At 36.1% G+C, this 23,942-nt stretch carries 18 protein-coding genes and 3 riboswitches; of the genes, 16 read left to right on the top strand and 2 right to left on the bottom strand.

Features of this window, described 5'->3' with window-relative positions; all coding sequences use genetic code 11:
- Nucleotides 1-65: 65 nt before the first annotated feature.
- The 13 genes from NST60_RS15480 (at nucleotide 66) to NST60_RS15540 (ending at nucleotide 18,533) form a co-directional block, all read left to right on the top strand.
- The gene (locus NST60_RS15480; protein ID WP_169189167.1) at nucleotides 66-4,574 is read left to right on the top strand and encodes an immune inhibitor A domain-containing protein; all 4,509 of its coding nucleotides are present in this window, start codon (nucleotides 66-68) and stop codon (nucleotides 4,572-4,574) included.
- A gap of 156 nt (nucleotides 4,575-4,730) precedes the next feature.
- Nucleotides 4,731-5,933 (top strand): MalY/PatB family protein, encoded by a 1,203-nt coding sequence (locus tag NST60_RS15485; RefSeq protein ID WP_205835660.1) that lies wholly within the window; start codon nucleotides 4,731-4,733, stop codon nucleotides 5,931-5,933.
- A gap of 404 nt (nucleotides 5,934-6,337) precedes the next feature.
- Nucleotides 6,338-7,198, top strand: coding sequence for a hypothetical protein (locus tag NST60_RS15490; RefSeq protein WP_224427814.1), 861 nt, complete (start codon nucleotides 6,338-6,340; stop codon nucleotides 7,196-7,198).
- Nucleotides 7,199-7,657: 459 nt separating this feature from the next.
- Nucleotides 7,658-7,759, top strand: a riboswitch (purine riboswitch).
- 164 nt (nucleotides 7,760-7,923) lie between these two features.
- Nucleotides 7,924-8,532: a xanthine phosphoribosyltransferase gene (locus NST60_RS15495; protein WP_224427815.1), complete on the top strand. Its 609-nt coding sequence runs from the start codon at nucleotides 7,924-7,926 to the stop codon at nucleotides 8,530-8,532.
- Nucleotide 8,533: 1 nt separating this feature from the next.
- Nucleotides 8,534-9,841 carry a nucleobase:cation symporter-2 family protein gene (locus tag NST60_RS15500; RefSeq protein ID WP_101729388.1) on the top strand — a complete coding sequence of 436 codons (1,308 nt, stop codon included), beginning with the start codon at nucleotides 8,534-8,536 and terminating at the stop codon, nucleotides 9,839-9,841.
- 288 nt (nucleotides 9,842-10,129) lie between these two features.
- Nucleotides 10,130-10,957 (top strand): 3-deoxy-8-phosphooctulonate synthase, encoded by an 828-nt coding sequence (kdsA, locus tag NST60_RS15505; RefSeq protein WP_224427818.1) that lies wholly within the window; start codon nucleotides 10,130-10,132, stop codon nucleotides 10,955-10,957.
- 18 nt (nucleotides 10,958-10,975) lie between these two features.
- Nucleotides 10,976-11,959, top strand: coding sequence for a KpsF/GutQ family sugar-phosphate isomerase (locus tag NST60_RS15510; protein ID WP_169189163.1), 984 nt, complete (start codon nucleotides 10,976-10,978; stop codon nucleotides 11,957-11,959).
- A gap of 8 nt (nucleotides 11,960-11,967) precedes the next feature.
- Nucleotides 11,968-12,489, top strand: coding sequence for a KdsC family phosphatase (locus NST60_RS15515; RefSeq protein WP_016202137.1), 522 nt, complete (start codon nucleotides 11,968-11,970; stop codon nucleotides 12,487-12,489).
- Nucleotides 12,490-12,937: 448 nt separating this feature from the next.
- A riboswitch (SAM riboswitch) is annotated at nucleotides 12,938-13,047 on the top strand.
- A 139-nt stretch (nucleotides 13,048-13,186) separates the two neighbouring features.
- Nucleotides 13,187-14,203, top strand: coding sequence for a methionine ABC transporter ATP-binding protein (locus tag NST60_RS15520; RefSeq protein ID WP_016202138.1), 1,017 nt, complete (start codon nucleotides 13,187-13,189; stop codon nucleotides 14,201-14,203).
- Nucleotides 14,203-14,865, top strand: a complete 663-nt coding sequence (locus tag NST60_RS15525) for a methionine ABC transporter permease (RefSeq protein ID WP_016202139.1) — start codon at nucleotides 14,203-14,205, stop codon at nucleotides 14,863-14,865. Before NST60_RS15520 ends, NST60_RS15525 begins: the two co-directional genes overlap by 1 nt.
- Before the next feature lie 84 nt (nucleotides 14,866-14,949).
- Complete coding sequence (locus NST60_RS15530; RefSeq protein ID WP_224427816.1) at nucleotides 14,950-15,807, top strand: MetQ/NlpA family ABC transporter substrate-binding protein; 858 nt, start codon at nucleotides 14,950-14,952, stop codon at nucleotides 15,805-15,807.
- Nucleotides 15,808-15,821: 14 nt separating this feature from the next.
- On the top strand, nucleotides 15,822-17,030 hold the full coding sequence (locus NST60_RS15535) for a M20 family metallopeptidase (RefSeq protein ID WP_101729384.1): 1,209 nt from the start codon (nucleotides 15,822-15,824) through the stop codon (nucleotides 17,028-17,030).
- A gap of 321 nt (nucleotides 17,031-17,351) precedes the next feature.
- Nucleotides 17,352-18,533 (top strand): NupC/NupG family nucleoside CNT transporter, encoded by a 1,182-nt coding sequence (locus NST60_RS15540; protein ID WP_169189160.1) that lies wholly within the window; start codon nucleotides 17,352-17,354, stop codon nucleotides 18,531-18,533.
- Between the two features lie 48 nt (nucleotides 18,534-18,581).
- On the opposite strand, the gene NST60_RS15545 is transcribed toward NST60_RS15540, so the two are convergent.
- Entirely contained in the window at nucleotides 18,582-18,986 is a 405-nt protein-coding gene (locus NST60_RS15545) for a YkvA family protein (RefSeq protein ID WP_016202144.1), read from the bottom strand.
- A 96-nt stretch (nucleotides 18,987-19,082) separates the two neighbouring features.
- A complete protein-coding gene (locus tag NST60_RS15550) occupies nucleotides 19,083-19,268 on the bottom strand; it encodes a hypothetical protein (protein ID WP_016202145.1) in 186 nt (61 codons plus the stop codon).
- 37 nt (nucleotides 19,269-19,305) lie between these two features.
- Nucleotides 19,306-19,426, bottom strand: a riboswitch (cyclic di-GMP riboswitch).
- Nucleotides 19,427-19,840: 414 nt separating this feature from the next.
- On the opposite strand from NST60_RS15550, the gene NST60_RS15555 reads away from it, so the two are divergent.
- Genes NST60_RS15555 through NST60_RS15565 form a run of 3 tightly spaced genes read left to right on the top strand, consistent with a single transcriptional unit; the run spans nucleotide 19,841 to nucleotide 23,837 of the window.
- Nucleotides 19,841-21,517, top strand: coding sequence for a spore germination protein (locus NST60_RS15555; protein WP_169189158.1), 1,677 nt, complete (start codon nucleotides 19,841-19,843; stop codon nucleotides 21,515-21,517).
- On the top strand, nucleotides 21,514-22,728 hold the full coding sequence (locus tag NST60_RS15560) for a Ger(x)C family spore germination protein (protein WP_169189157.1): 1,215 nt from the start codon (nucleotides 21,514-21,516) through the stop codon (nucleotides 22,726-22,728). Before NST60_RS15555 ends, NST60_RS15560 begins: the two co-directional genes overlap by 4 nt.
- On the top strand, nucleotides 22,728-23,837 hold the full coding sequence (locus NST60_RS15565) for a GerAB/ArcD/ProY family transporter (RefSeq protein ID WP_224427817.1): 1,110 nt from the start codon (nucleotides 22,728-22,730) through the stop codon (nucleotides 23,835-23,837). Before NST60_RS15560 ends, NST60_RS15565 begins: the two co-directional genes overlap by 1 nt.
- Nucleotides 23,838-23,942 lie beyond the last annotated feature (105 nt).

Genomic DNA, 23,942 nt, shown 5'->3' on the forward strand with positions numbered 1-23,942 from the left:
TATACAGTGACAGAGCTAAAGAGAGGGACATTAAATCTGTCATAAAAAACATTGGGGGATATGAAATGGTAAATTGGAAGAAAGTAATGGGAACGTTCGTATTATCGGCAAGTTTAGTTTTTACTTCCTTTGCTTCATTATTTGGATCAGTTAATAAAGTAGAAGCAAAGTCCACCCCAGTATTACATACTCATGATGATTCAGCTCTACCTTTTGTGAGCAAACATGCAAGTGGTCCATTTGACATTGGAATGGTAAATGAAGAAAAAGTACTTGCATCTTTAATTGAACAAGGAATTATTAGTAAAAATGCCTCGAAAGAAGAACAACAAAAGAAATTATTATCCTATTTAAAGAAGCGTGCTGATAAAGCGGAGGCATTAGTTGATGATCCGAAAGAAGTACGAAATGGTATTCAAAAGAAAGCAGGACTAGGGCCTGTAGCGGCAGGTACTCCGAAAGAGTCAAAAAAAGAGAAAATTGCAGCGAAAAAGACATCACCAGACTCTATTATAGAAGAAAATTGGGATGGTGAAGTAACTACAGATGAAGTATTAGTATTACTTATTGACTTCCCTGATTATCCACATAGCAGTATTACTAAAGAGGATAATCCTGTTCTATTATACGATGACTACACAAAAGAACACTATGAACAAATGGTCTTCGGAGACTCTACATACAAAGGTGGAAATGACGAAAATTTCATTTCAATGAAAGCATACTATGAAGAACAATCAGGTGGGAGTTATACAATTGATGGCGTTGTATCTGACTGGTATACTGCAAAGCACCCAGCTGCTTATTATGGAGGAAACTATCCTACAGCAGATGGAAGTGACATTCGACCGAGAGATCTAGTTCAAGAAGCATTAGAAGCTGCATCAAAAGATCCTAATATTGATTTGTCACAATTTGACAAAGAGGATCTTTACGATTTAGATGGAGATGGCAATTACCGTGAGCCAGATGGAATCATTGATCATTTAATGATTGTGCATGCGGGCACGGGTGAAGAAGCTGGCGGTGGTGCTATTGGTGCTGATGCTATTTGGTCTCATAGCTGGAGTTTAGCAGAGCCTACTGTTATTCCTGGTACGGAAGGACAAGCAGAAGTTCCTTACTGGGGTGGAGGGTTAACTGCTTATGACTACACCGTTCAACCTGAAGATGGTGCAACAGGCGTTTTTGCCCATGAATTTGGACATGACTTAGGTTTACCTGATGAATATGATACGAATTATACGGCTGGTGGTGTAGGTGCTCCTACAGATTACTGGACGATCATGGCCTCTGGAAGCTGGGCAGGGATCATTGGGGGTACAGAGCCTACTGGATTTAGTCCATATGATAAGGAGTACTTGCAAAATAAATGGCCAAATTCTAACTGGTTCAAACCAGTAGAATATAGCCTAGAAGATATTATAGATGGTACAAAAACACTTAATATCGACCAAGCAAGTATGAAAGGGACAAACGCAGATGCAGTAAGAGTGTCTCTTCCTAATAAGAAAACAGTTATTAATACACCAACTAGTGGGCAATATGAGTATCATAGTGGAAGTGGAAATGATTTAAATAATGATCTTGTTACAACAGTAGATTTAACGAAAGCAACACATGCTGAATTTACCTTTAATGCTAATTACGATATTGAAGAAAATTGGGATTACGGATCTGTCCAAGTAGATGACGGGTCAGGATGGAAGGCAATACCAGGTAATATAACAACAGATCAGGATCCAGAAGGATATGGACAAAATCCAGGGCATGGTATTACTGGAACATCGAATGGATGGGTAACTGCTTCATTTGATTTATCTGCATACGCAGGTAAAACAATTAAACTGAAAATTAATTACTGGACAGATAGTTATGTTGCGATGCCAGGTTTATATGTAGATGATTTAGTTGTAAATATTGATGGAGAAGACGTTATTGTAGATGATGTAGAATCTGATGATGCAGCATTTACGCTTGAAGGTTTTACTAAAAGCGATGGTTTAAAAGAGTCAGAGCATTATTACTTAGTGGAATGGAGAAACTGGGCGGCAGCGGATACAGCGTTAGGCAGAATAACACGCGGTAACTCTGTATTGACACTTGATCCAGGAATGGTTGTTTGGTATGTGGACAATCTATATGACAATAACTGGGTAGGAGATCATCCAGGTGACGGATTTTTAGGAGTAGTAGATGCACATCAAGCAACCGCAGCTTGGTCTGGTGGAGAAGTAGCTTCTACTAGATACCAAATCCAAGATGCAGCATTTTCTTTAAATCCAACCGATAAAATGTTTATCGACTATTTAGCTGTTGATAATACAAGTATCACGTTACCTTCTCAGCCAGCAGTTCCGACTTTTAATGATTACAAAGATTATTCTAATCCAGGTCAAATATACTCTGGACGAAATGTGCCGAAATATGGATTAAATATTAGTGTACTTTCACAAGCGAAGGACAACAGTGTAGCACAGATTCAATTATCTTATGATGATCATAATCCAAAAGTAGAAGTTAGTGGCTTGAAAGAAACTTATTCAAGCAATGAAGGCTATAATACCCTTGATTTATCTGTCATTAGTGACGATGAAGCATTAGATCAAGCTATTACTGTAACAGCAAAAGTAGTAAATAATAAGAAAGATACGGTTGTTTCTGCGGAACAAAAGTATGTCTCTGATTTAGAAGAGAAAGAGTTAAACTTCCAGCTGACTCTTCCTGAAAAATTAGAATCTGGTCAATATACGCTAGAAGTTACCGTAGCAACAACAGACAAAGTAATCGTGTCAAAAACAGATACATTTACGGTAGATAATGAAGCGCCAATTCCAGATGTTGGAGAAAATAATGGTTCAACAGAGCCAATTAATCATGTTTCAGTAACGGTGAATATTCCAGATGCGAAGGATGATACCCTAGAATATTTATGGTCTGAATCGAAAGAGTTAGATTCTGTAGAGTCCGTAACGGCAAAAGGAATGAGAAACTCGGTAACAGAACTAAATGCGTGGAAACCATTTAAGAATGGAGATACATTAACCTTAGAAGGACATAGTGGAACATACTATCTTCATGTTCGAGGAAAGGATGTAGTAGATAATACAATTAAATGGACCTCTAACGCATTTATTGTGGATACAGATGTACCGGTTATCACTTTAGAGGGAGATAATCCATTAGTCATTCAAGCTGGTACTGAATATGTAGAACCAGGATATACAGCAGAAGATAATATCGATGGAGATTTAACCTCTTCGGTTGAGGTAAAAGATTTAGAAACACTGGATATAACGAATCCTGGAGAATATGTATTAACTTACACAGTAAGTGATACAGCTGGAAATATGGGAGAAGTTCAAAGAAAAATCCATGTTGTCGATGAAGAAAAGCCTTATATTTCCTTAACTGATGGTACGATAGAAGTAGAAGCTGGAGCTGAATATACAGAACCAGGATATACTGCCATTGATAATGTCGATGGAGATGTTACAGATAAAGTAGAGGTTACTGGTGAAGTTGATACATCAAAACCAGGTGAATATACGTTAACCTATACAGTTAAAGATTCCAGTGATAACAGCTATTCTGTTACACGCCTAGTAAAAGTAATAGATACAACTGCACCAAATCTAGCTTTAGAGGGTGGAGAAAAAATCGTCATTGAAGGCGGGACAGAATATGTAGAACCTGGCTATACTGCTACGGATATTGTAGATGGAAATCTTACTGAATTTGTTGCGGAATATGGAAGCGTAGATGTAACAAAAGTAGGAGAATACGAATTAAAATATCATGTAATCGACTCTAGTGGTAATGAAGCGATAGCGACTCGTACGGTTACGGTTCAAGATACGATAGCACCAGTAATTAAGCTTTCTGGTGAAGACACGATAACCTTAGATTTAGGTCAAGCCTATTTAGAGCCTGGATTTACCGCTACTGATACGTTAGATGGCAATATTACGGATCAAGTAGTAGTATCTGGAACACTTCGCTTTGAAGTGGGAACTTATACAATTATGTATACAGTGACAGATGCTGCCGGAAATGAATCAACTGCTAAACGTACTGTTAAAGTCGTTGATAAAACGGCACCAGAGTTAACCTTAAAAGGTAGCCATTCTATTACGCTTATAAAAGGAGAGAAATATAAAGAGCCTGGTTACAAAGCGAAAGACAATGTCGATGGTAATATAACTGATAAAGTAGTGATTTCTGGACGAATAGATACGAATAAAGTAGGAGCCTATACACTAACTTATACAGTTGCTGATTCTTCTGGCAATAAAATTTCTGTAGAAAGAATCATTATTGTCAATGAAAAACCGGATATAGTTAAGGATGATAATGACGGATCAGATAATGGTACACCATCCGATTCTACTAAAGATGGAACTGCAAATAATGGTCATTCAAATGGAACAAAAACCACAGGGGGTACAAACAGTAGTTCCGGTAGTAATCTGCCTAACACGGCAACTTCGACCTATAATTGGATTTTAGCAGGTGTGATTATTATTGTTGCTGGTATAAGTTTATTCATTATTCAAAGAAGAAAAAAAGCGTAAATAATGTATGATTTCATACTGTACAGAGAAGAGATAGTATCTTTTCTCTGTATAGTATTTTTTTTAGAGTTTTAGTTGAATGAACGTTTTAGGAAATGTTAGGAACAGGTATTTTGGTTGTTCTCCATGTTATAATGGCTTCAAACTAGAAAAAGGATGGTGGATGTAGTGATTAATAACTTCGATGAAGTAGTAAATCGACGGAATACGTATTCCATTAAATGGGATGGTGGAAAGATTATTAAGCAGATGGGGCTAACAGAGCGATATGATGAAGAAACTATTCCGCTATTTACGGCAGATATGGATTTGCCTGTGCCACAAGCCTTAGTAGATGCATTACATAAAACGGTTGATAATCGCATATATGGATATTCTATTTTTCCTGATGAGTATTATGAAGCGATTCAGCATTGGTTCAAGAAAAGACATAATTGGGAAATAGACAGAGATTCTATTGTCTACAGCCCAGGAACGGTTCATGCTATTAACATGGCTGTTCGAGCTTTTTCAGAGATTGGAGACGGTGTAATCATCCAACGTCCAGTGTATCCACCATTCACTTCTGCTATTGAAAGAAATGGAAGAGTGGTTAGAAATAATGCATTACTTGAAGATGAAGAAGGATACTATACAATAGATTTTGCCGATTTTGAAGCAAAAGCAAAAGAAGAATCAACGAAGCTGTTTATTCTTTGTAATCCCCATAATCCAACTGGGCGCATTTTTACAGTGGAAGAACTTACGCGTTTAAATGAGATTTGTGTTAAACATAATGTGTTAATTATTGCAGACGAAATCCATGGTGATTTGATCAGATGTAATCAGAAATTCACTCCAATTGCTATGGTAGCAGCAAATAATGATCATTTGATTACATGTACGGCTATCAATAAAACATTTAATGTGGCAGGACTCCACTGTACTAATTTAATTATTCCGAATGTAAAGTTGCGAAAGGCTTTTAATAAAGAAATGGGTCACCAATTGGCATCACCTTTTACGATCTCTGCACTTATTGCAGTATATAATGATGGAGAAGAATGGCTCGAGGAACTAAAGGAATATATTGACGGAACAATGGAATGGGTAAAGGCATACATAGATGAACATATGCCAAAGGTGAAAGTGACGATTCCGGAGGGAACCTATATCATGTGGATGGATTTCAGTGGTTATGGGATTACACCAGAAGAAGTACATGAGCGTATTTATCATAGAGCCAATGTGTTACTAGAAGATGGAAGTATGTTTGGAGAAGAAGGCATTACTTATCAACGAATTTGTATTCCTTCGCCTAGACCAATTATAAAAGAAGCGTTAGAAAGAATCGCGAGAGAGTTTGCTGATTTGAAATAAGTTAGTCTATGTGTAGGGTCTGATTAATTAAGATCCTTTTAACATAAGTGTACTTGAAATGAATACACTTGTTTAAAACGTATCTTTTATGATTAGGCCCTTTTCCTTGTATTCGTTTTTTTACTTATATAGATAGATTACATAGCTATCCTACTGTATAAAAAATGAATAAGTGCTTAAGCTGGTATTTATTGAGCAGTACACGAGAATGAAAAAAATACCAAAATATATTTAGATAGTTTTAAAACAATCAAAATGCAGCATATTCTTATATTTAACCTTTAAAAGTTTTTTTATAAAACGTGACGTATTCTTTACCAATAGGCTAAGGATAATATATAATAGAGAGGAAGGAATTCCACTTTTTTGTGGACTTGCTATATTTTTTCTACTAAATCGAAAGGATGATTTTTATTGTTATTCAACAGGCAGTACAAACCGAATTAATTAAAAAGTATTGGGAAATGTATGAAAGTAAGAAAGAGAGGACGTATATTGTAAAGCCCTCGATGCCAATTATGTATTTTGGTAATAGTAAGAAATATTTTGAATCCCCTATCCGCATCATTACTGTAGGTCTAAATCCGTCTAGACGCGATTTCCCTGACCCTGACCCTTTCCAAAGGTTTCAATCGATGAAACGAGACCATCACTATCAATTCAATCAACAGTATATTACTGCACTTGACCAGTATTTTGAAAAAGACCCATATAAAGCATGGTATGAGCCTTCTTTTGAACCGTTATTGAATGGAATAAATGCAAGCTTTTATGGTAACAAAGAAAATACGGCATTGCATACAGATATTTGCTCACCGCTTGCAACAAATCCTACTTGGGATAGTTTAAGCAAAGAAGCGAAGAAAGACCTTCAAGCAGAAGGTGTAAAATTATGGCATGAACTTATTGAATACTTACAACCAGATGTTATCCTTATTTCGGTTGCGGGAGAACATTTATCAAAAATTAAATTCGAGACAGAGAGTGATTGGGAGACAGTTTATACGGTTCCTAATTCACGTTATTTAATTAATAGTAAAAAAATAAAATTGGCTAATAAAACAGCTAATATTTATTATGGAAGATCAGCGGAAATTCCTTTTGGCCAAGTTTCCCCAGAGAATAAGGTGAAGATTGGTGAATATATTAAGGTGATTACAGAGAAAAAAGATCAGGCAATTGATTTCAGAACCTTTCATCATGCGGTTTTAGAATCGGAACAGAGAGAGAATGAACTTTTTGGCTGGAGCCAGGAAGCAAATTAATGAAAAAAGGAATCAGACATTTTTGTTTGATTCCTTTTTTCATCCACATTAAATACATGTATTCAATGAAAAGCACAAATTTAAATTTTGAAGTTCCTCGTTAGATTCAAACGAGACGATAAGATGATATTTGGGAAGCTTGAATGACACCAAAGCATTCGGCATCAATGAAATCCGTCATACAAGAATAAGCGGTGCGTCTTCTCGGCGTATTGCTACCGAAAAAGTATAAGGTATCCAATTCAACTAGGATGTAGGGATTTGAAATTTCTTTAGAAATGGCAAAAGGTTAAATAACTATGCCAATAAGCAAATGGATGATCGATGGGTTTTTACCTATTCTAATGAAACCAAATAAATGCGACAGTTATTTAAAGTGAAAAAGCCGGAAACTTTCACCTTTTTAAAATTTTAGTTTTCATTTCAGCGAAAATCCGTTATAATCCATTATGTTGTCAAATAATCAAACAATATAAAACTCGTATAATAGCAGGAATATGGCCTGCAAGTTTCTACCAGATGACCGTTAATCGTCTGACTACGGGTAAGCGTATAAAATGGAGATATACTGATCTATGCATAAATAGAGCAGTCTATTTTGCTCGAAAAAGCACAGTCGCTTACTCATAGAGTAAGTAACTGTGCTTTTTTTTGTATTATTTAAGGATAGTCGAGCATCTCTTTGCTGCTAAAAACTGTCCTCCAAAAAAGGAGAGAGTCTAGTAATGGAGTTATTGAAGAAAAAAATTGAAGCAGAAGGTATTGTTTTAAGTGATAATGTATTAAAAGTAGATTCTTTTATTAATCACCAAATGGACCCTCATCTGATGAAAGAAATTGGCCTAGAATTTGCGAACATTTTTAAAGAGGCAGGCATTACTAGAATATTAACGATAGAGTCATCTGGGATTGCACCAGCTATCATGGCTGGTCTAGCATTAGATGTTCCCGTAATCTTTGCAAGAAAAAGAAAGTCGCTTACGTTAACAAGTGACTTATATACTGCAACGGTTTATTCCTTTACAAAACAAGAATCGAATGAAATAACTGTTTCCAAAAAGTATATTCATCCTAATGATCATGTTCTCGTAATTGATGACTTCTTAGCTAATGGACAGGCTGCTTTAGGCTTAGCAAATATTGTCGAGCAAGCTGGTGCTAAGGTAAGTGGGATTGGGATATTAATCGAAAAGTCATTTCAGCCTGGAGCTGATGATTTAATTGCTAAAGGCTATCGCTTAGAATCATTAGCCAGAATAGCATCCTTAAAGGATGGAAAAGTTACATTTGCGGAACAACGAACACATGAAGGCATTTATGCAGGAGGATATTAAAATGGAAAAAATGACAGTAAAAACGTGGTCTGTAGGTCTGCAGCATGTGCTAGCAATGTATGCTGGAGCTGTACTAGTGCCTTTAATAGTTGGTGGAGCATTAAAATTAACACCTGAACAACTAACCTATTTAATTTCGATTGATCTTTTAACTTGTGGTGTGGCTACATTGCTACAGGTGTGGAAAAATAAATTCTTTGGGATTGGTCTTCCCGTTATGCTTGGCTGTACATTTACTGCTGTTGGTCCGATGATTGCAATAGGGAGTAAGCATGGAATAACTGCAATTTATGGCGCCATTATTGTTTCTGGTATTATTGTTGTACTTATTTCTTCTATTTTTAGTAAACTAGTAAAATTCTTTCCGCCGGTAGTAACTGGTTCTGTAGTAACAATCATTGGTCTAACTTTGATTCCTGTCGCTTTTAATGATATGGCGGGAGGACAAGGAAGTGCAGACTTTGGTAATCTAAAAAACTTAGTTCTTGCTTTTGGAGTACTAGCTATTATTATATTGCTTAATAAATTTACAACTGGATTTATCAAAACAATTTCTATCTTACTTGGTATTATTATTGGCACGATTGTTGCAGCGTTTATGGGGATGGTTCATTTTTCAGAAGTAGGAGACGCAAAGTGGATTCATGGAATTACTCCGTTTTATTTTGGAGCACCAACTTTTGATTTAACTTCTATTATTACGATGACCCTTGTGGCGATCGTAAGTTTAATTGAATCAACAGGCGTTTATTTGGCACTTGGTGATATTACAAACAAAAAGGTTTCAGAAGAAGATTTAGGAAAGGGATACCGTGCAGAAGGGTTAGCATCTGTTATTGGTGGAATTTTCAACTCATTTCCATACACTGCGTATTCTCAAAACGTTGGTCTAGTTCAGCTAACTGGTGTAAAAACGAAGAATGTCATTTATGCTGCTGGTACAATTTTAGTTATTTTAGGATTTATTCCTAAAATTGCAGCTATTACAACATTAATTCCTACAGCAGTACTTGGAGGAGCTTCGCTTGCAATGTTTGGAATGGTTGTGTCCTATGGAATTAAAATGTTAGGAAAGGTTGACTTTAATCAACAAGGAAACTTATTAATTCTTGCCTGTTCAATTGGAATGGGTCTTGGTGTTACGGTCGTTCCTAATATTTTCATGGAATTCCCAGAAAACATCCGTATTCTTTTCCAAAGTGGTATCGTAGCAGGTGGAATAACCGCTATAATCTTAAATATTTTATTTAATATTATTCCAAGTTCCCGTGCAAAAACAGCACAAATAGAAGAAAAGACAGTAGCTTAATTTTAGACGCTAAAATAGAGTGTTAAAAAAAGACTTTTCCAAAAATAGGAAAAGTCTTTTTTGTCAGAAAAATTAATGGTTCTAGAGGAAAAGAGAAAAAAGTCTGTCAGATAATATTACAAAGTACTTTTCAAAGCAACCAACTTAATATATTATGTAAACTACACGGTATAAAGTTAGAAAATTCAGAAAAATAATCTTCCTTTCTTTCTTTCATTTACCACTTTTTCACAAACAAATTTAATCATTAAAATCATATGGCATTAACTAATAAAGGAGGTATGTATTATTACTAAAGTAGTCACGTTAAATGATACCATCTCATTTGGAGATAAAGCTCCATTTGTTCTAATTGCCGGCCCCTGTGTTATAGAAGATGAGAAACTTGTCATGGAAACAGCAGAGCAGTTAAAAGAGGTAGCAACGAAGCTAAACATTCCATTTATTTTTAAGGCTTCCTATGACAAAGCAAATCGTTCTTCTATTCATTCATTTCGAGGACCGGGAATGGAGAACGGGCTAAAAGTTTTAGCCAAGGTAAAGGAGACATTTGATGTTCCAATCACATCAGATGTACATGAGCCAGCACAAGCAATAGTCGCAGCAGAAGTGTTAGATATTCTGCAGATTCCTGCTTTTTTATGCAGACAAACAGATTTATTAGTAGCGGCAGCAAATACTGGGATGATAGTGAATGTAAAAAAAGGACAGTTTTTGGCACCGTGGGATATGAAAAATGTTGTTACAAAAATAAGGGAGGTTGGAAATGAACAGATTCTATTAACAGAGCGTGGTTCTACATTTGGCTATAATAATTTAGTTGTGGATATGCGATCTCTTATCACGATGAAGGAATTGGGAGTTCCATTTGTTTTTGATGCGACCCATAGTGTCCAGATACCTGGTGGAAATGGCACGACGACTGGCGGGAAAAGTGAGTTTGTCCCTTATTTGTCCAGAGCCGCTGCTGCGGTTGGGATTTCGTCGATTTTTATGGAGGTTCATCCTAATCCAGATGAAGCAATGTCAGATGGACCAAATATGGTGAAATTAGCTGAGTTAGAGGAAGTGTTAAAGCCGATTGTCGAGATTGATGCATTGGTGAAAAATCTGTAAAGAATGGGAGTGGTTGATATGCAAGAAATTAATTTGCCAAAATTCGATTATACAGATACTTTAGCAATCGTTCTAGAAAAAGAAGCAAAGGCAATCTTGGATTTAAGAGATATATTGGATGAATCAGCAGAAGATGCTATTCAATTAATTTTAGCCTGCAGAGGAAAAGTGGTTGTAACTGGGATAGGCAAGTCGGGGATTATCGCTCGAAAGATAAAGGCGACTTTCTCAAGTACTGGAACGCCATCTTGTTTTTTACACCCATCTGAAGGCTTACATGGGGATTTAGGAATGGTGACGTCTGATGATATTGTGCTTGCTATTTCCAATAGTGGAGAAAGTGATGAAGTAGTAAGATTACTTCCATCCATTGAAACAATTGGGGCAAAGTTGATTGCTATTACGAAAAATGTGTTTTCTACTCTAGGGATGAAAGCCGATGTTACATTATGTTTAGGAGAGTTTGAAGAGGCTTGTCCGTTAGGATTAGCACCAACAACAAGTACAACGGTAACACTTGCATTAGGTGACGCACTTGCAATTGCCTTACTAGAGGCACGCAAGTTTAGGCCAGAAGATTTTGCTCTTTATCATCCGAACGGTTCGTTAGGAAGAAAATTATTATTAAAGGTAGATGATGTTATATTTCACACAAGAAAAAATCCAGTTGTCCACAAAGGAGATAAAGTAAAGGACGCTTTATTTACGATGACAGATCAAGGACTAGGAGCCGCATCGATTGTAAATGAGAAAAATGAATTAATCGGTGTCCTTACAGATGGTGACATTCGTAGAGCATTTGCGCTCTCAATGGATGTCCTGAATGAAAATGTGGAAAATTTAATCTCTGCCCCTTCTATAGTAGTTGAAAAAGGAGCTTTAGCTGCTGAAGCTCTACAATTAATGGAGGAAAAAGAAATTACCGTATTGCCAATCATTGATAGCCATCATAAGCCCGTTGGAATGCTTCATCTTCATGATTTAATGAAATTAGGTATATAACGTAATTAATGAGGATTAAGCTAATTGTATTAGACGTTGATGGTGTACTTACAGACGGGAGACTATATATTGGTTCAGATGGTAACGAGTATAAGGCATTTCACACACAAGACGGTATGGGCATTAGTCTGGCAAAACAAGCAGGGATAAAGACAGCTATTATAACAGGAAGGAAGTCGAAAGCAGTTAGAAAAAGAGCAGAGGAATTGAGCTTTGACTATGTTTTTGAAGGAATTCACGATAAATTAGAAACACTTCAGAAGATAATCGATGAAATAGGAATAGGCTTTGAGGAAGTATGTTATATGGGTGACGATCTCAACGATATTCCTATTTTAACAAAGGTAGGATGGCCATGTGCTCCAAAAAATGCAATGGATATGGTAAAAGATCAAGTCATGTTTGTTGCAGATTCAAATGGAGGGGATGGGGCAGTTCGAGAAATGATCGATTCTCTTCTCCTACAAAAATATAGTCAAGAAGAAATAGTACAGCTTTTTTTATCAAAACAAGCAGAGATAACTCAATAGAACGAAAAGGAAAGTGCTAATGGAAAAATAGCACTTTCCTTTTTTATAAAAAATATTATTCCGATTTATTTAGTGTGTATTAATGGATTTTTATTATATTTATATATAGTTAGATTCTTAGGTATAAGGAATTTTTTCGTATGGGTGAATCTTTATTTAGTAATATTGAGCAGTCAGCATACACATAGAATCTTGTGGGATTAGAGAGACAGATTAGACCAATCAAGAGTGAAACGACGGCGAAGCGGCTCAGCGCGAGCCCTATGGAAAGCGAAGTGTATGCTGACTGCGGGTATGGTGAAAAAGATATGTTGATATAATTTAAAAATAGGTTTTTTTATAAAAAATTTAGCGAAAAAAAACAAAAAAATAAAAAAACATAGTTGACAATTTATTTATCTAGTTTTATAGTTGTTATCAAATCTTACAAAATTAAATAAAAACATTTTTCTTATCCAGAGAGACGGAGGGACAGGCCCGAAGAAGTCTCGGCAGCGGATTTATTTAAATACCGTGCCAATTCCTGCAAATGCTAAATTAGCATTTGAAAGATGAGAAAAAGTAGTTTCTTTGTCTTATAAAGGCCCTGCTTTTTCTTTCTGGAAAGAAGAAGCAGGGCCTTTTTGTATCTCTTAATAGACCTGTTTCTTCTTCACAAGATACTTATGTTTTTGATACTGCATAGGAGTGAGGGGCAATGATTGAATTTCAGAAGGTAGCTAAGACCTTTAAGCTTGGCAGTCGTGAAGTAAACGCGGTTAAGGATGTATCGATATCCATTGCACAAGGGGAAATCTTTGGGATTATTGGTTTTAGCGGAGCAGGCAAAAGTACCTTATTACGACTTGTCAATTTATTAGAAACACCGACAAACGGAAATATACAAGTTCAAGGAGTAGATGTTTCGTCCTTATCTCAAAAAGAAATCCGTAAACTTCGCAGAAGAATTGGGATGATTTTTCAAAACTTTAATCTTTTTTCTTCTCGAACGGTAGCAGGGAATGTTGCTTATCCTTTAAAGCTCGCTGGTGTACCGAAAAAAGAAATAAAAGAAAGAGTGGCAGAGCTTCTGCAATTTGTGGGTCTATCCGATAAAGCAGACGATTATCCAGAACAGTTATCAGGGGGACAGAAGCAACGAGTTGGTATTGCACGTGCCCTAGCAACTTCTCCAGATATATTAATTTGTGATGAAGCAACCTCTGCACTGGATCCTGATACAACTGGGGAAATACTGCGTCTATTAAAAAAGGTAAATAAGGATTTAGGCATTACTATTCTATTAATTACGCATGAAATGCATGTTATTCAAGAAATATGTGATCGAGTGGCAGTAATGGAAAATGGAGAAGTAATAGAGAATGGTTCCGTTTTTGAAGTATTCACAAATCCGAAACATCCAACCACGCAGCGCTTTATTCAGTCTGTACAGCAGGATCGTCCTTCTGACTCCTTATTAGCGGAATGGAGGAAAAAGGGTGGTAAACAGTTATACAGAGTAATCTTTAAAGGTGAAATTGCAAGTGATCCAGTACTTTCAAAGGTCACAAAAAAGTTTAATGTCGATGTAAATATTGTTTATGGCTCAGTTCGTGAATTGCAAGAAAAGTTCTACGGCAATCTGCTCGTATCCTTTGAAGGAAGTAAAGAAAATATTTTATCTGTTCTTAATGAATTAGAGACATTAGTCACAGTTGAGGAGGTGCTTATTTAATGAAGGTCGATTGGAGTACTTTTTGGCCACGCATTGTGGAATCAACAGGAGAAACAATATTAATGGTTATCATGACGCTTATTTTAGGCTCTATTATAGGAATTACTATAGGTTTACTCCTTTTCGTAACAAGAAAAGGCAATATTTTAGAAAATAAATTAGTTTTCCGTTTGCTTAATATTTTAATTAATATTATCCGCCCTATTCCATTTATTATTTTTCTAGTAGCAATCAGCCCGTTAACAAGAGCGATTGTAGGTACTACGATTGGGACATGGGCAGCGATCTTCCCAATGACTATTGCAGCCTCTTTTGGAATTGCTAGAGTAGTAGAGAATAACTTAGTTAGTATTGATCCAGGTGTTATTGAAGCTGCTAAAGCGATGGGAGCAAGTCCTTTGCAAATCATTTTTACAGTGTTAATTCCTGAAGCGTTAGGACCACTTATTCTTGGCTTAACTTTTGTAACCATCAGCTTAATTGATTTTTCTGCGATGGCTGGTACCGTTGGTGGAGGCGGACTGGGACATGTCGCGATGACATATGGCTATCAACGATTTGACGGCAGTGTAATGCTTGTTACCGTTATTATCTTAATTATTCTCGTCCAAATCGCTCAATGGATTGGAAATACATTATCAAGAAAAATAATGAGACGTTAAGGGGGATATTGCTTTAACGGAGGGATTTTTATAACTATTTAAAGTTAAAATTATACAAAATTTACTAATTAAGGAGAATGTGTGATGAAGAAATATTTTGCTATTTTACTATTATTAACGACAATTTGGGCACTTGCAGCATGCGGGTCGGAAAGTACATCTGGTGGGGATAAAACGGTGAAGGTGAAAATTGGTGTAACTGGATCTGATGGAGAGGTTTGGCCAATTTTGAAAGAAAAGGCGAAAGCAGAAGGGATTGAAATTGAGCTTGTTGAGTTTTCTGACTATACATTGCCAAATCAAGCTTTAGCGAATAACGAAATTGATATTAATTCGTTTCAACATATCGCATTTTTAAGTCAATTTAACCAAGAAAATAAGACCGACTTAACGCCAATTGGAGCAACTGTGATAGCGCCGATGGGGATCTATTCTGAAAAGGTGAAAGATGTAAGTGAAATTAAAGAAGGCGATAAAATTGCTATTCCGGACGATCCTTCTAACCAAGCGCGTGCTCTAAAATTACTTGAATCAGCTGGATTAATTACTTTAGCAGATGACTTTGGACTATTTGGAGATCCATCTAAAATTGTGGAAAATCCAAAAAATCTCGATATCTTACCGATTGTTGCACAGCAAACGCCAAGAGTATTACCTGATGTTGCAGCATCTGTTATCAATAATGGTGTTGCCGGTCAAGCTGGCTTTGATCCTGTAAAAGACCCTATTTATTTAGAAGATGCAGACGATGAAAATGCATTGCCATATGTAAACATCTTTGCAGCTCGTACAGAGGATGCAAATAACGAAACATATCAAAAAATTGTGGAGCTTTATCATGAAGAAGATGTGATTAAAGCAGTTGAAGCAGATACAAATGGTGGTTCCATTGTAGTAGATATTGACAAGGACGAATTACAAAAACAATTTAAAGGACTTTAAGGAGGAGAGGGAAAATGAGTAACACTTTATCTGGTATCAATCTTATTCACGAATCCATTCTTGCAAATAAAGAACTGTATATTGAAACAAGTCAATCGATTCATGCGAATCCTGAAATCGGGAACCAAGAATTTTTCGCAAGTAAAAAGCATGTAGACATTTTAACAAATGCTGGATTCAAAGTGGAAATTGCCGTAGCTGGTCATGAAACATCTTTTTATGCAGTAAAAGATAGTGGGATATCTGGTCCAACCATTGCTTTCCTCGCTGAGTATGATGCACTCCCTGGATTGGGTCATGCTTGTGGGCATAATATTATTGGAACAACAAGTGTAGCAGCTGGAATTGCACTTTCCCAAACACTTTCCGAAACAGGTGGAAAGGTTGTTGTCTTAGGGACACCAGCGGAAGAGGGAGGACCAAATGGAAGTGCAAAAGGAAGCTTCGTGAAACATGGTTATTTAAAGGATGTTGATGTGGCCTTAATGATTCATCCTGCTGGTCAAACATCATTAACCAGTGAAACGCTTGCTGTAGATCCACTCGATTTCCATTTTTACGGGAAAGCGGCACACGCATCAGGTTCACCTGAAAAAGGGATAAACGCTCTTGATGCAGTCATCCAATTATTTGTTGGCATAAATGCGCTTAGACAACAGCTTCCTGATGATGTAAGAATTCACGGGATTATCACAAACGGGGGAGATGCACCTAATATCATTCCGGAATATGCGTCTGCACGATTCTACATTCGAGCAGAAACATGGAATAAAACAGAAGAGGTTGCTACAAAAGTTCGTGCGATTGCTGAAGGAGCTGCCCTTGCAACTGGAGCAACTGTTAAAGTGGAAAGATTCCAAAATGAAGTGAAGGATTTTGTATTAAACCCAATTTTAGATGAGATATTAAAAGAAGAGCTAGAGGCAGTTGGAGAGACGGTTGTAACAAAAAGATCTCGTGGAAAAGGATCAACAGACGCTGGGAATATAAGCTATGAAGTACCAACAGCACATCCGCATATTAAAATAGGACCAGATGATTTGATTGCACATACGAATGAATTTAGAGAAGCAGCGAAATCTTCAATCGGAGATGAAGCTATTATTAAAGGTGCTCAGGCGCTTGCTACAACGGGATATCGTTTGCTTTCAGATAGCGTGCTTTTAAACCGTGTTAATAAAGCATTTGAAGCTGCGAAGATCGAGAAAGACAGCTCGCTTTAAATAAATATATATAATAGAAAAAAGGCAATTTGAGGTATCAATACCCCAGTTGCTTTTTTATTTGCCATCATTTTTAAGAGATTATTTAGAATGATGGGAATTAAATATATTTAGATAATATTTTGAAAGGTTTAAATTTTATTAATTTAATTTGTTAATCAATTAATGGATGACAACGTCCTTAATATAAGGTAACATCTAAAACTGTATATCTTTTTTAATGTATTAACAATGTTTTTCAAATGTATATTAACTATATTGAAATAGTTTGATGTATTCGATGAAGGATTGTTATTGCTTTTTATTTAGGAGGAATTTTCTATGTCAATATTAGTTGGGATATTAGGTATCATCGTAACGATAGCTATCTCCTTTTTATTATCAAATGATAAAAAAAGGATTAACTATAGAGCTATTATCGTATTATTTGTGCTGGAATTTATTGTAGCGCTAATAATGTTTAAAACCACTGTTGGGCTAAAAATTGTAGAAGCTACATCAAATGGAGTTTCCAATGTGCTCAATTATGGATATGAAGGCGTTAATTTTGTTACCGGGGGCTTAGTTCCAGAAGGTGGAAGTGTCTTTTTTATAAATGTATTGATGCTGATCATTTTTACTTCTACTTTATTATCTTTATTAACGCATATAAAAGTATTGCCATTAGCTATTAAATATATTGGCGGGGCATTGGCAAAGATTACAGGGTTATCAAAGGTTGTAACATTTAACAGCATTAACTCCATCTTTTTCGGTCAATCGGAATCACTTATTGCTATTAAATCACATTTAGATTCGATGAATGCTAATAAGTTATTTATTGTCTGTACATCTGCAATGGCATCTGTTTCTGCTTCTATAATGGGAGCATATATGGAAATGATTCCACCTCAATTTGTACTTGCAGCGATGATTTTAAATGCATTATCAGCACTAATTATAGCAACATTAGTTGCACCTATTAGCAAAGAGGAAGATGAAACCATTAATGTCAAAGATGTTTCCAATACAAATTCTGTATTTGGCGCGATTTCAGCTGGTGCGTTAGATGGTGGTAGAGTTGCTTTAATTGTTGCTGCAATGTTAGTAGCATATGTCGGTCTACTTGCTTTAATTGATGGTTTCTTCACAAGTGTCTTTGGAATTGGGTTTACCGGAATATTAGGTTATATATTTGCTCCGGTGGCATGGATAATGGGTATTCCGGTTAGTGAGATTGTAACAGCAGGCTCAGTAATGGGAACGAAACTGGCTGCAAACGAATTTGTGGCAATGCTGCAATTCCAGCCATTAATCGGGGAGCTTTCAGAGAAGACAGTAGGAATTGTTTCGACATTCCTTGTTTCTTTTGCAAACTTCTCTAGTATTGGAATAATTGCTGGGTCTATTCAAGCAATTAATGCCAAAAAAGCAGATATCGTTGCAAAATTTGGTTTGAAAATGTTATTAACAGCAACATTAGCTTCTATTTTAACAGCGACAATTGTAGGGTTATTTTTATAATAATGAAAAAAGGGACTGTTTCTAGTCCCTTTTTTTCATTATAGTCTCTTAATTTATTTTTTTATCAATATCTGTTGTATCCACTTTATTACCAAACCATTCTGCAAGCTTTGTTCTTGCTTTTGATTTGATATCATCGTCAATATACATCGCTACTTGAAATAAGGCAATTCCTAATGCGCCAAGATCATCTGTGTAGCCTATTCCTACTAGAAAATCAGGTATCAAATCAATTGGCAGGATGAAATAGCCTAAAGCTCCAATAATTGTCGCTTTGACTTTTTTAGGTACATTTGGTTTTTGTAAGGTGTAATACAAAAGCAACACCGCGTAGACGACAGAAGAACCAGCCTTTTTAGCATACCGAGCGAGTTTTGCCCAAAATTTTTCTTCAGAGAAATGCTTTCCTGATACAGTTATTTGTTGTTCTAATTTTTCTTTTGAATCTTCCATTATGAAAGCTCCTTTCCTAATGGTTTTTATGCCTATTCTTATAATGATTATATGCTCTTGCTGCGTATAAGTAAAATATTTGCCTATCGTTTCAATCTATTTACCAATAAAAGTAATAATAATCCGAAGCCATCCAAAAAAAGAAATCCATAAAGGAATGCTGATGAGCATGCCAAAAAATAAACCTTTTCCTATATTTCCGGTTTCTGGTATTTGATAGCTATGATCCTTTAAAAGTACTGATTGTTTTACTAATAATTCATTATTATTTTTTTGTCTCACTTTTATAGTCCCCTTCATTTGCATCGTCGAAGGTGTATTCGGTAGCTGGCTGGCATGAGTAGTTGAATGATTGGGAAAAGGTTTTGTCCTTTTTAGTCTAGCCCGAAGCCCCTATAGCTTTGCGTCACCATTTTTCAATGATTTTGCCCTTTCGTCGATTGGTTAAATTATATACTTAAGATTAGTGCTAAGTAGTTCATTATACCAGTTACTAAAGTCCTGAAAACTATGATTTTTTTCCATCTTCCTTTTTAGTGTGTTTCTTTTGTCCTTTTATCTTTCTTTTCCCCCACTTAAGAATAGATTTTCCATTCATTAATCCCCATATGATGATAGGGGATAATATATTAAATGCCAGAACAAAAATAACAATAATCCACAAAAGCCACTCTGTGTTTAAAACATGTTGATAGAGCCAAGTATGATAAAAATTCAAAATATCTCCGCCTTTATTGATGCCACTAGTCTCTTTTTTATACGAAAAAAAATGCTTTTATACATTTTTTTGATATACGAATAGAATTTCTTTTACTTGGTTAAGAAGATAATAGTAAAAAGTAAGGGTGGACGATATGGAAACAACAAGTAAAGACATGAGGTTCACGACAGAGTTAGAAAAAAATATAGCTAAAATTAAAAAGCATTTGGGAGATAGTGTCGATCTTGTAAAAAGGAAAATTTACTTTTTAGGGAATAGACAAGTTTCCTCTGTTTTATTTTATATTGATGGGCTCGCCAGCGTAGAGCATGTGGAAAAAGTAATTGATGCAATGATGTATGAAGGAAATGAATTTATTAAAAGAAACCAATTAATGATCTCTGATTTGGAAACTTTAATCGAACAACATGTTTTAATGAATACTTCTTTTTCCATGATTACAGAAGTAGAAAAGGCTTTAGTAGCAATCCTTTCTGGTGATAGTATGCTTTTTGTAGATGGATGTGAAAAAGCTTTCCACATCCAAACAAAGGGTTGGGACACGAGGAGTGTTGATGAGCCGCAGACAGAACAGGTTGTCCGTGGCTCAAGAGATGGCTTTACGGAAAATATACGAACAAATACTGCATTAGTTAGAAGAAGACTCCGCGATCCTGAGCTGCGATTAGAAACAATGAGTATCGGAGTACGATCAAAAACGGATATTAATATAGCCTACATTACAGGAACGGTAAAAAAGGGATTAGTAGATGAAGTAAAGAAGCGATTAAATAATATTAAAATTGATGGAATTTTAGAAAGTGGCTACATAGAGGAAATGATTGCAGATTCGCCATTTTCCCCGTTTACAACGGTAATGAGTACCGAGAGACCCGATAAAGTAGCTTCTGCATTATTAGAAGGAAGAGTAGCGATTTTCGTTGATAATACCCCATTCGTTTTAGTAGTTCCTACTTACTTTTGGCAATTTTTGCAAGCTAGTGATGACTATTATATGGGATTTATGGCAGGCAGCTTTTTTCGAATCATTCGCTATATAGCCTTTGTAATTAGTCTGACGCTTACTTCCATCTATGTCATGTTAGTAAGTTTCCATCAGGAGATGATTCCAACGCCTTTAGCATTGACCATTGCATCTGGTCGAGAAATTGTTCCTTTTCCCGTTCTTTTAGAAGCTTTATTAATGGAAATAACTTTTGAGCTAATGCGTGAGGCTGGGCTCCGAATGCCAAAACCAGTTGGGCAGGCTGTAAGTATTGTTGGTTCACTTGTTATCGGACAGGCTGCGGTCCAGGCGGGCATTGTCTCTCCGTTTATGGTAATTGTTGTAGCAGTTACTGGAATTTCATCCTTTGCAATACCGAATTATTCTGCCTCCTATTCCATACGCTTAATCAGGTTTCCGTTATTGATTGCTTCGGGAACATTAGGGTTGCTCGGCTTTTCCGTTATGTTCTCTCTATTAGCGATTCATGCTCTAAGTATTCGTTCGTTTGGTGAATCTTATTTGGCGCCAGCAACTCCTTTTCAGCCAAATGATCAAAAGGATACTCTCATTCGGTTTCCTTGGTGGGCAATGAAAAAAAGGCCACAGCTTGCAGATGGAGATACGATAAAGTTAGGTGATCATCAGAAGCCTTCTCCGCCTGATAAAGTAAAGAAACCTTTAAAGCTGAATGACGAAAATCAATCTGAATCAGAAAAGACGAAAAATGATGAAGATAATAACAAAGATTACGAGGATATTACCGGATTAAGAAGATGGAAAAAGAAAAGTGGAGGTAATAAAGGAGAGAAAAGAAAGGAATGAAGCGAGCTAATTTAATTATTCTCATTATTTTTAGTACTTTGCTCCTAACTGCTTGTGTGGGAAAAAGAGAAATAAACGATCTTGCTCTTGTAATGGCAGTCGGAATTGATAAAGGATCAGAGGATGGAAAGATAAAAGTTACTGTGCAAGTTTCTAGACCAGGTGATGCCAGAGGACAAACTGGTGCTCCTACGGGCCAATCAGGAGAAACGACATGGAACGTAGAAGCAGAAGGAGAGTCCATTTTTGAGGCGATTCGTAATTTAACTGGTGTTGCGTCGCGAAGAGTATTTTGGGCTCATAATTTTATTATCGTTATAAATGAAGAAGTAGCCAAAGAAGGGATTGGAGACATAGTTGATTTTTTTACAAGAAATCCAGAGCTTAGGATGAGAACATTGGTTGCTTTAACCCCCGATAAGGCTAGCGAACTAACCTCTACGATAACAAGTTTGGAGGTTACGCCTGGAGAAGCATTAAGTAAATTATTTCGGTATACAAATATCTCAACACTTGCCCCGTATACGGAAATAACAGATTTGTTAGCTGCTTATTTAAGTGAATCTTCTGAGCCGCTACTTGCAAGAGTATCTTTGAAAGAAAGAAAAATTGATGGACTTAAACCAGAAGAAGGGGCAAAAGGGAAACAAGTAGAACTATCTGGTGCTGGGGTATTTGAAAATGATAAATTGGTAGGAATCTTACAAGCAGATGAATTACAAGGAATTATCCTTTTTAGAGATAATATTGACTCGGGAGTAGTGGTTGTTTCATGTCCCAAAGAGAAGAATAACAATATTAGTGTTGAGTTAAATAAGCAAAAGTTTGAAGTAAAACCAACTTACAAAAATGAAGAGGTAGGTTTTAATGCTAAGCTGGACGCTTCGGTTACAGTGGTTGAAGCGGGCTGCTCCTTTTCCATTAGTAATAAAGATGATGTGGAACAATTAGAAAAAGCGGTAGAAGCTAAATTAAGAGAAGATATCAATAAGTCTATTGAAAAAATCCAAAAGGAATATAAAACGGATGTACTAGAATTAGGAAAAGTTTTTCAAAATAAATACCCTTATGAGTGGAGGAAGGTAAAGAAAGACTGGAAAAATAGTTTTTCAGCTGCCGACATAAATCTTACCATTCATGCAAGTGTAGACAGTGGTTCATTATTATTCCAGCCAACTATATCTGGTAAAGAAGAAAGGAAGGAAAAATAATGAAGGTTCAAATAACGAATGGTATGCTAATGGCATTAATTATTAATATGCTTTATGCAAAATCTATCGGAATGACACAAGGTATAATGGCACGGGAAGTAAAAGGCGATATCTGGATATCAACGTTTTTCTCCACATTTCAAGGACTGCTAATTATAGCATTAATCGTTATAGTGATGAGGCGTATACCAGAGGGAGATTTAATTGATCAATTCCACCAAATTTTAGGGAAATTTCCTGGGAAATTTGTCGCTATTTCTGTGTTTGTCTTTTTTATAGGAGCATATGGAAGTATTATGGCAACATTTGTTTATCATTTAAGAGATTATTTTTTACCAGAGGCTCCTACAGTATTATTTATATTGGCTGCTTTTTTAATAGGCATTTATGCTATCCATTTTGGAATAGAAGTGGTCGCAAGAATGGCATTGATAGGCGTATTTTCTATCCTTGCTTTAAATATTTTATTAATGTTAGGCTCTCTTAGTAATTTTGATATAAAAGAATTACTTCCTGTTTTTCAATCAGGATTTACAGAGACGGTATGGGCGAGTAGACACCATAATACAGATTATGCAATGACTGCGATGATGGTTTGCATGATCCTTCCGTTAGTAAGAGATAAGCAGACTTGGATGAAATCTTCTACTGCAGGTATGTTTTATGGTGGAATGATTGTAGTTATGTGGCCAATACTTGAAACAGGTGTTCTTACGGCAGATGTTACAGCACAATATATTGTTTCTTGTATGCAAATGGCAAGAAGTGCGGAAATTGGGCTATTTATTCATCGTTATGAAATGGTTATGGTTGCCTTTTTTGCATTATCAATTTTAACCCAAATTATTATGACATTTCTCTGTTCAGCTATTGCTGTACAAAAACTTTTTGGATTAAAAGATTATCGTCCAGTAATTATCCCAGTTGGAATCGTTTTAAGTATAACTTGTTATTGGTTAGTAAAAGATCATCATCGAGCTATGCGTTTTATTGAAGGCCCGTGGGTGTTATTAAGTATCGGAACCGTTGTCGGGTTAGTCGTTATATTATGGCTTTCTGGTTTTGTCTTCCGCAAGAAATGGAAAACAAATCATGAAGTGAAGCAATAATTTGTAATGTCCATAGGAGATTTATTTTTAGGATGAAATCAATTAAGACCTTGCACCTCAATTGGGCGAATTGCATAGAGTAATACATCAAAAACGAAAGGGGAA

The organism is Niallia sp. FSL W8-1348, from assembly GCF_038006745.1.
Classification (GTDB): Bacteria; Bacillota; Bacilli; order Bacillales; family Cytobacillaceae; genus Niallia; species Niallia alba.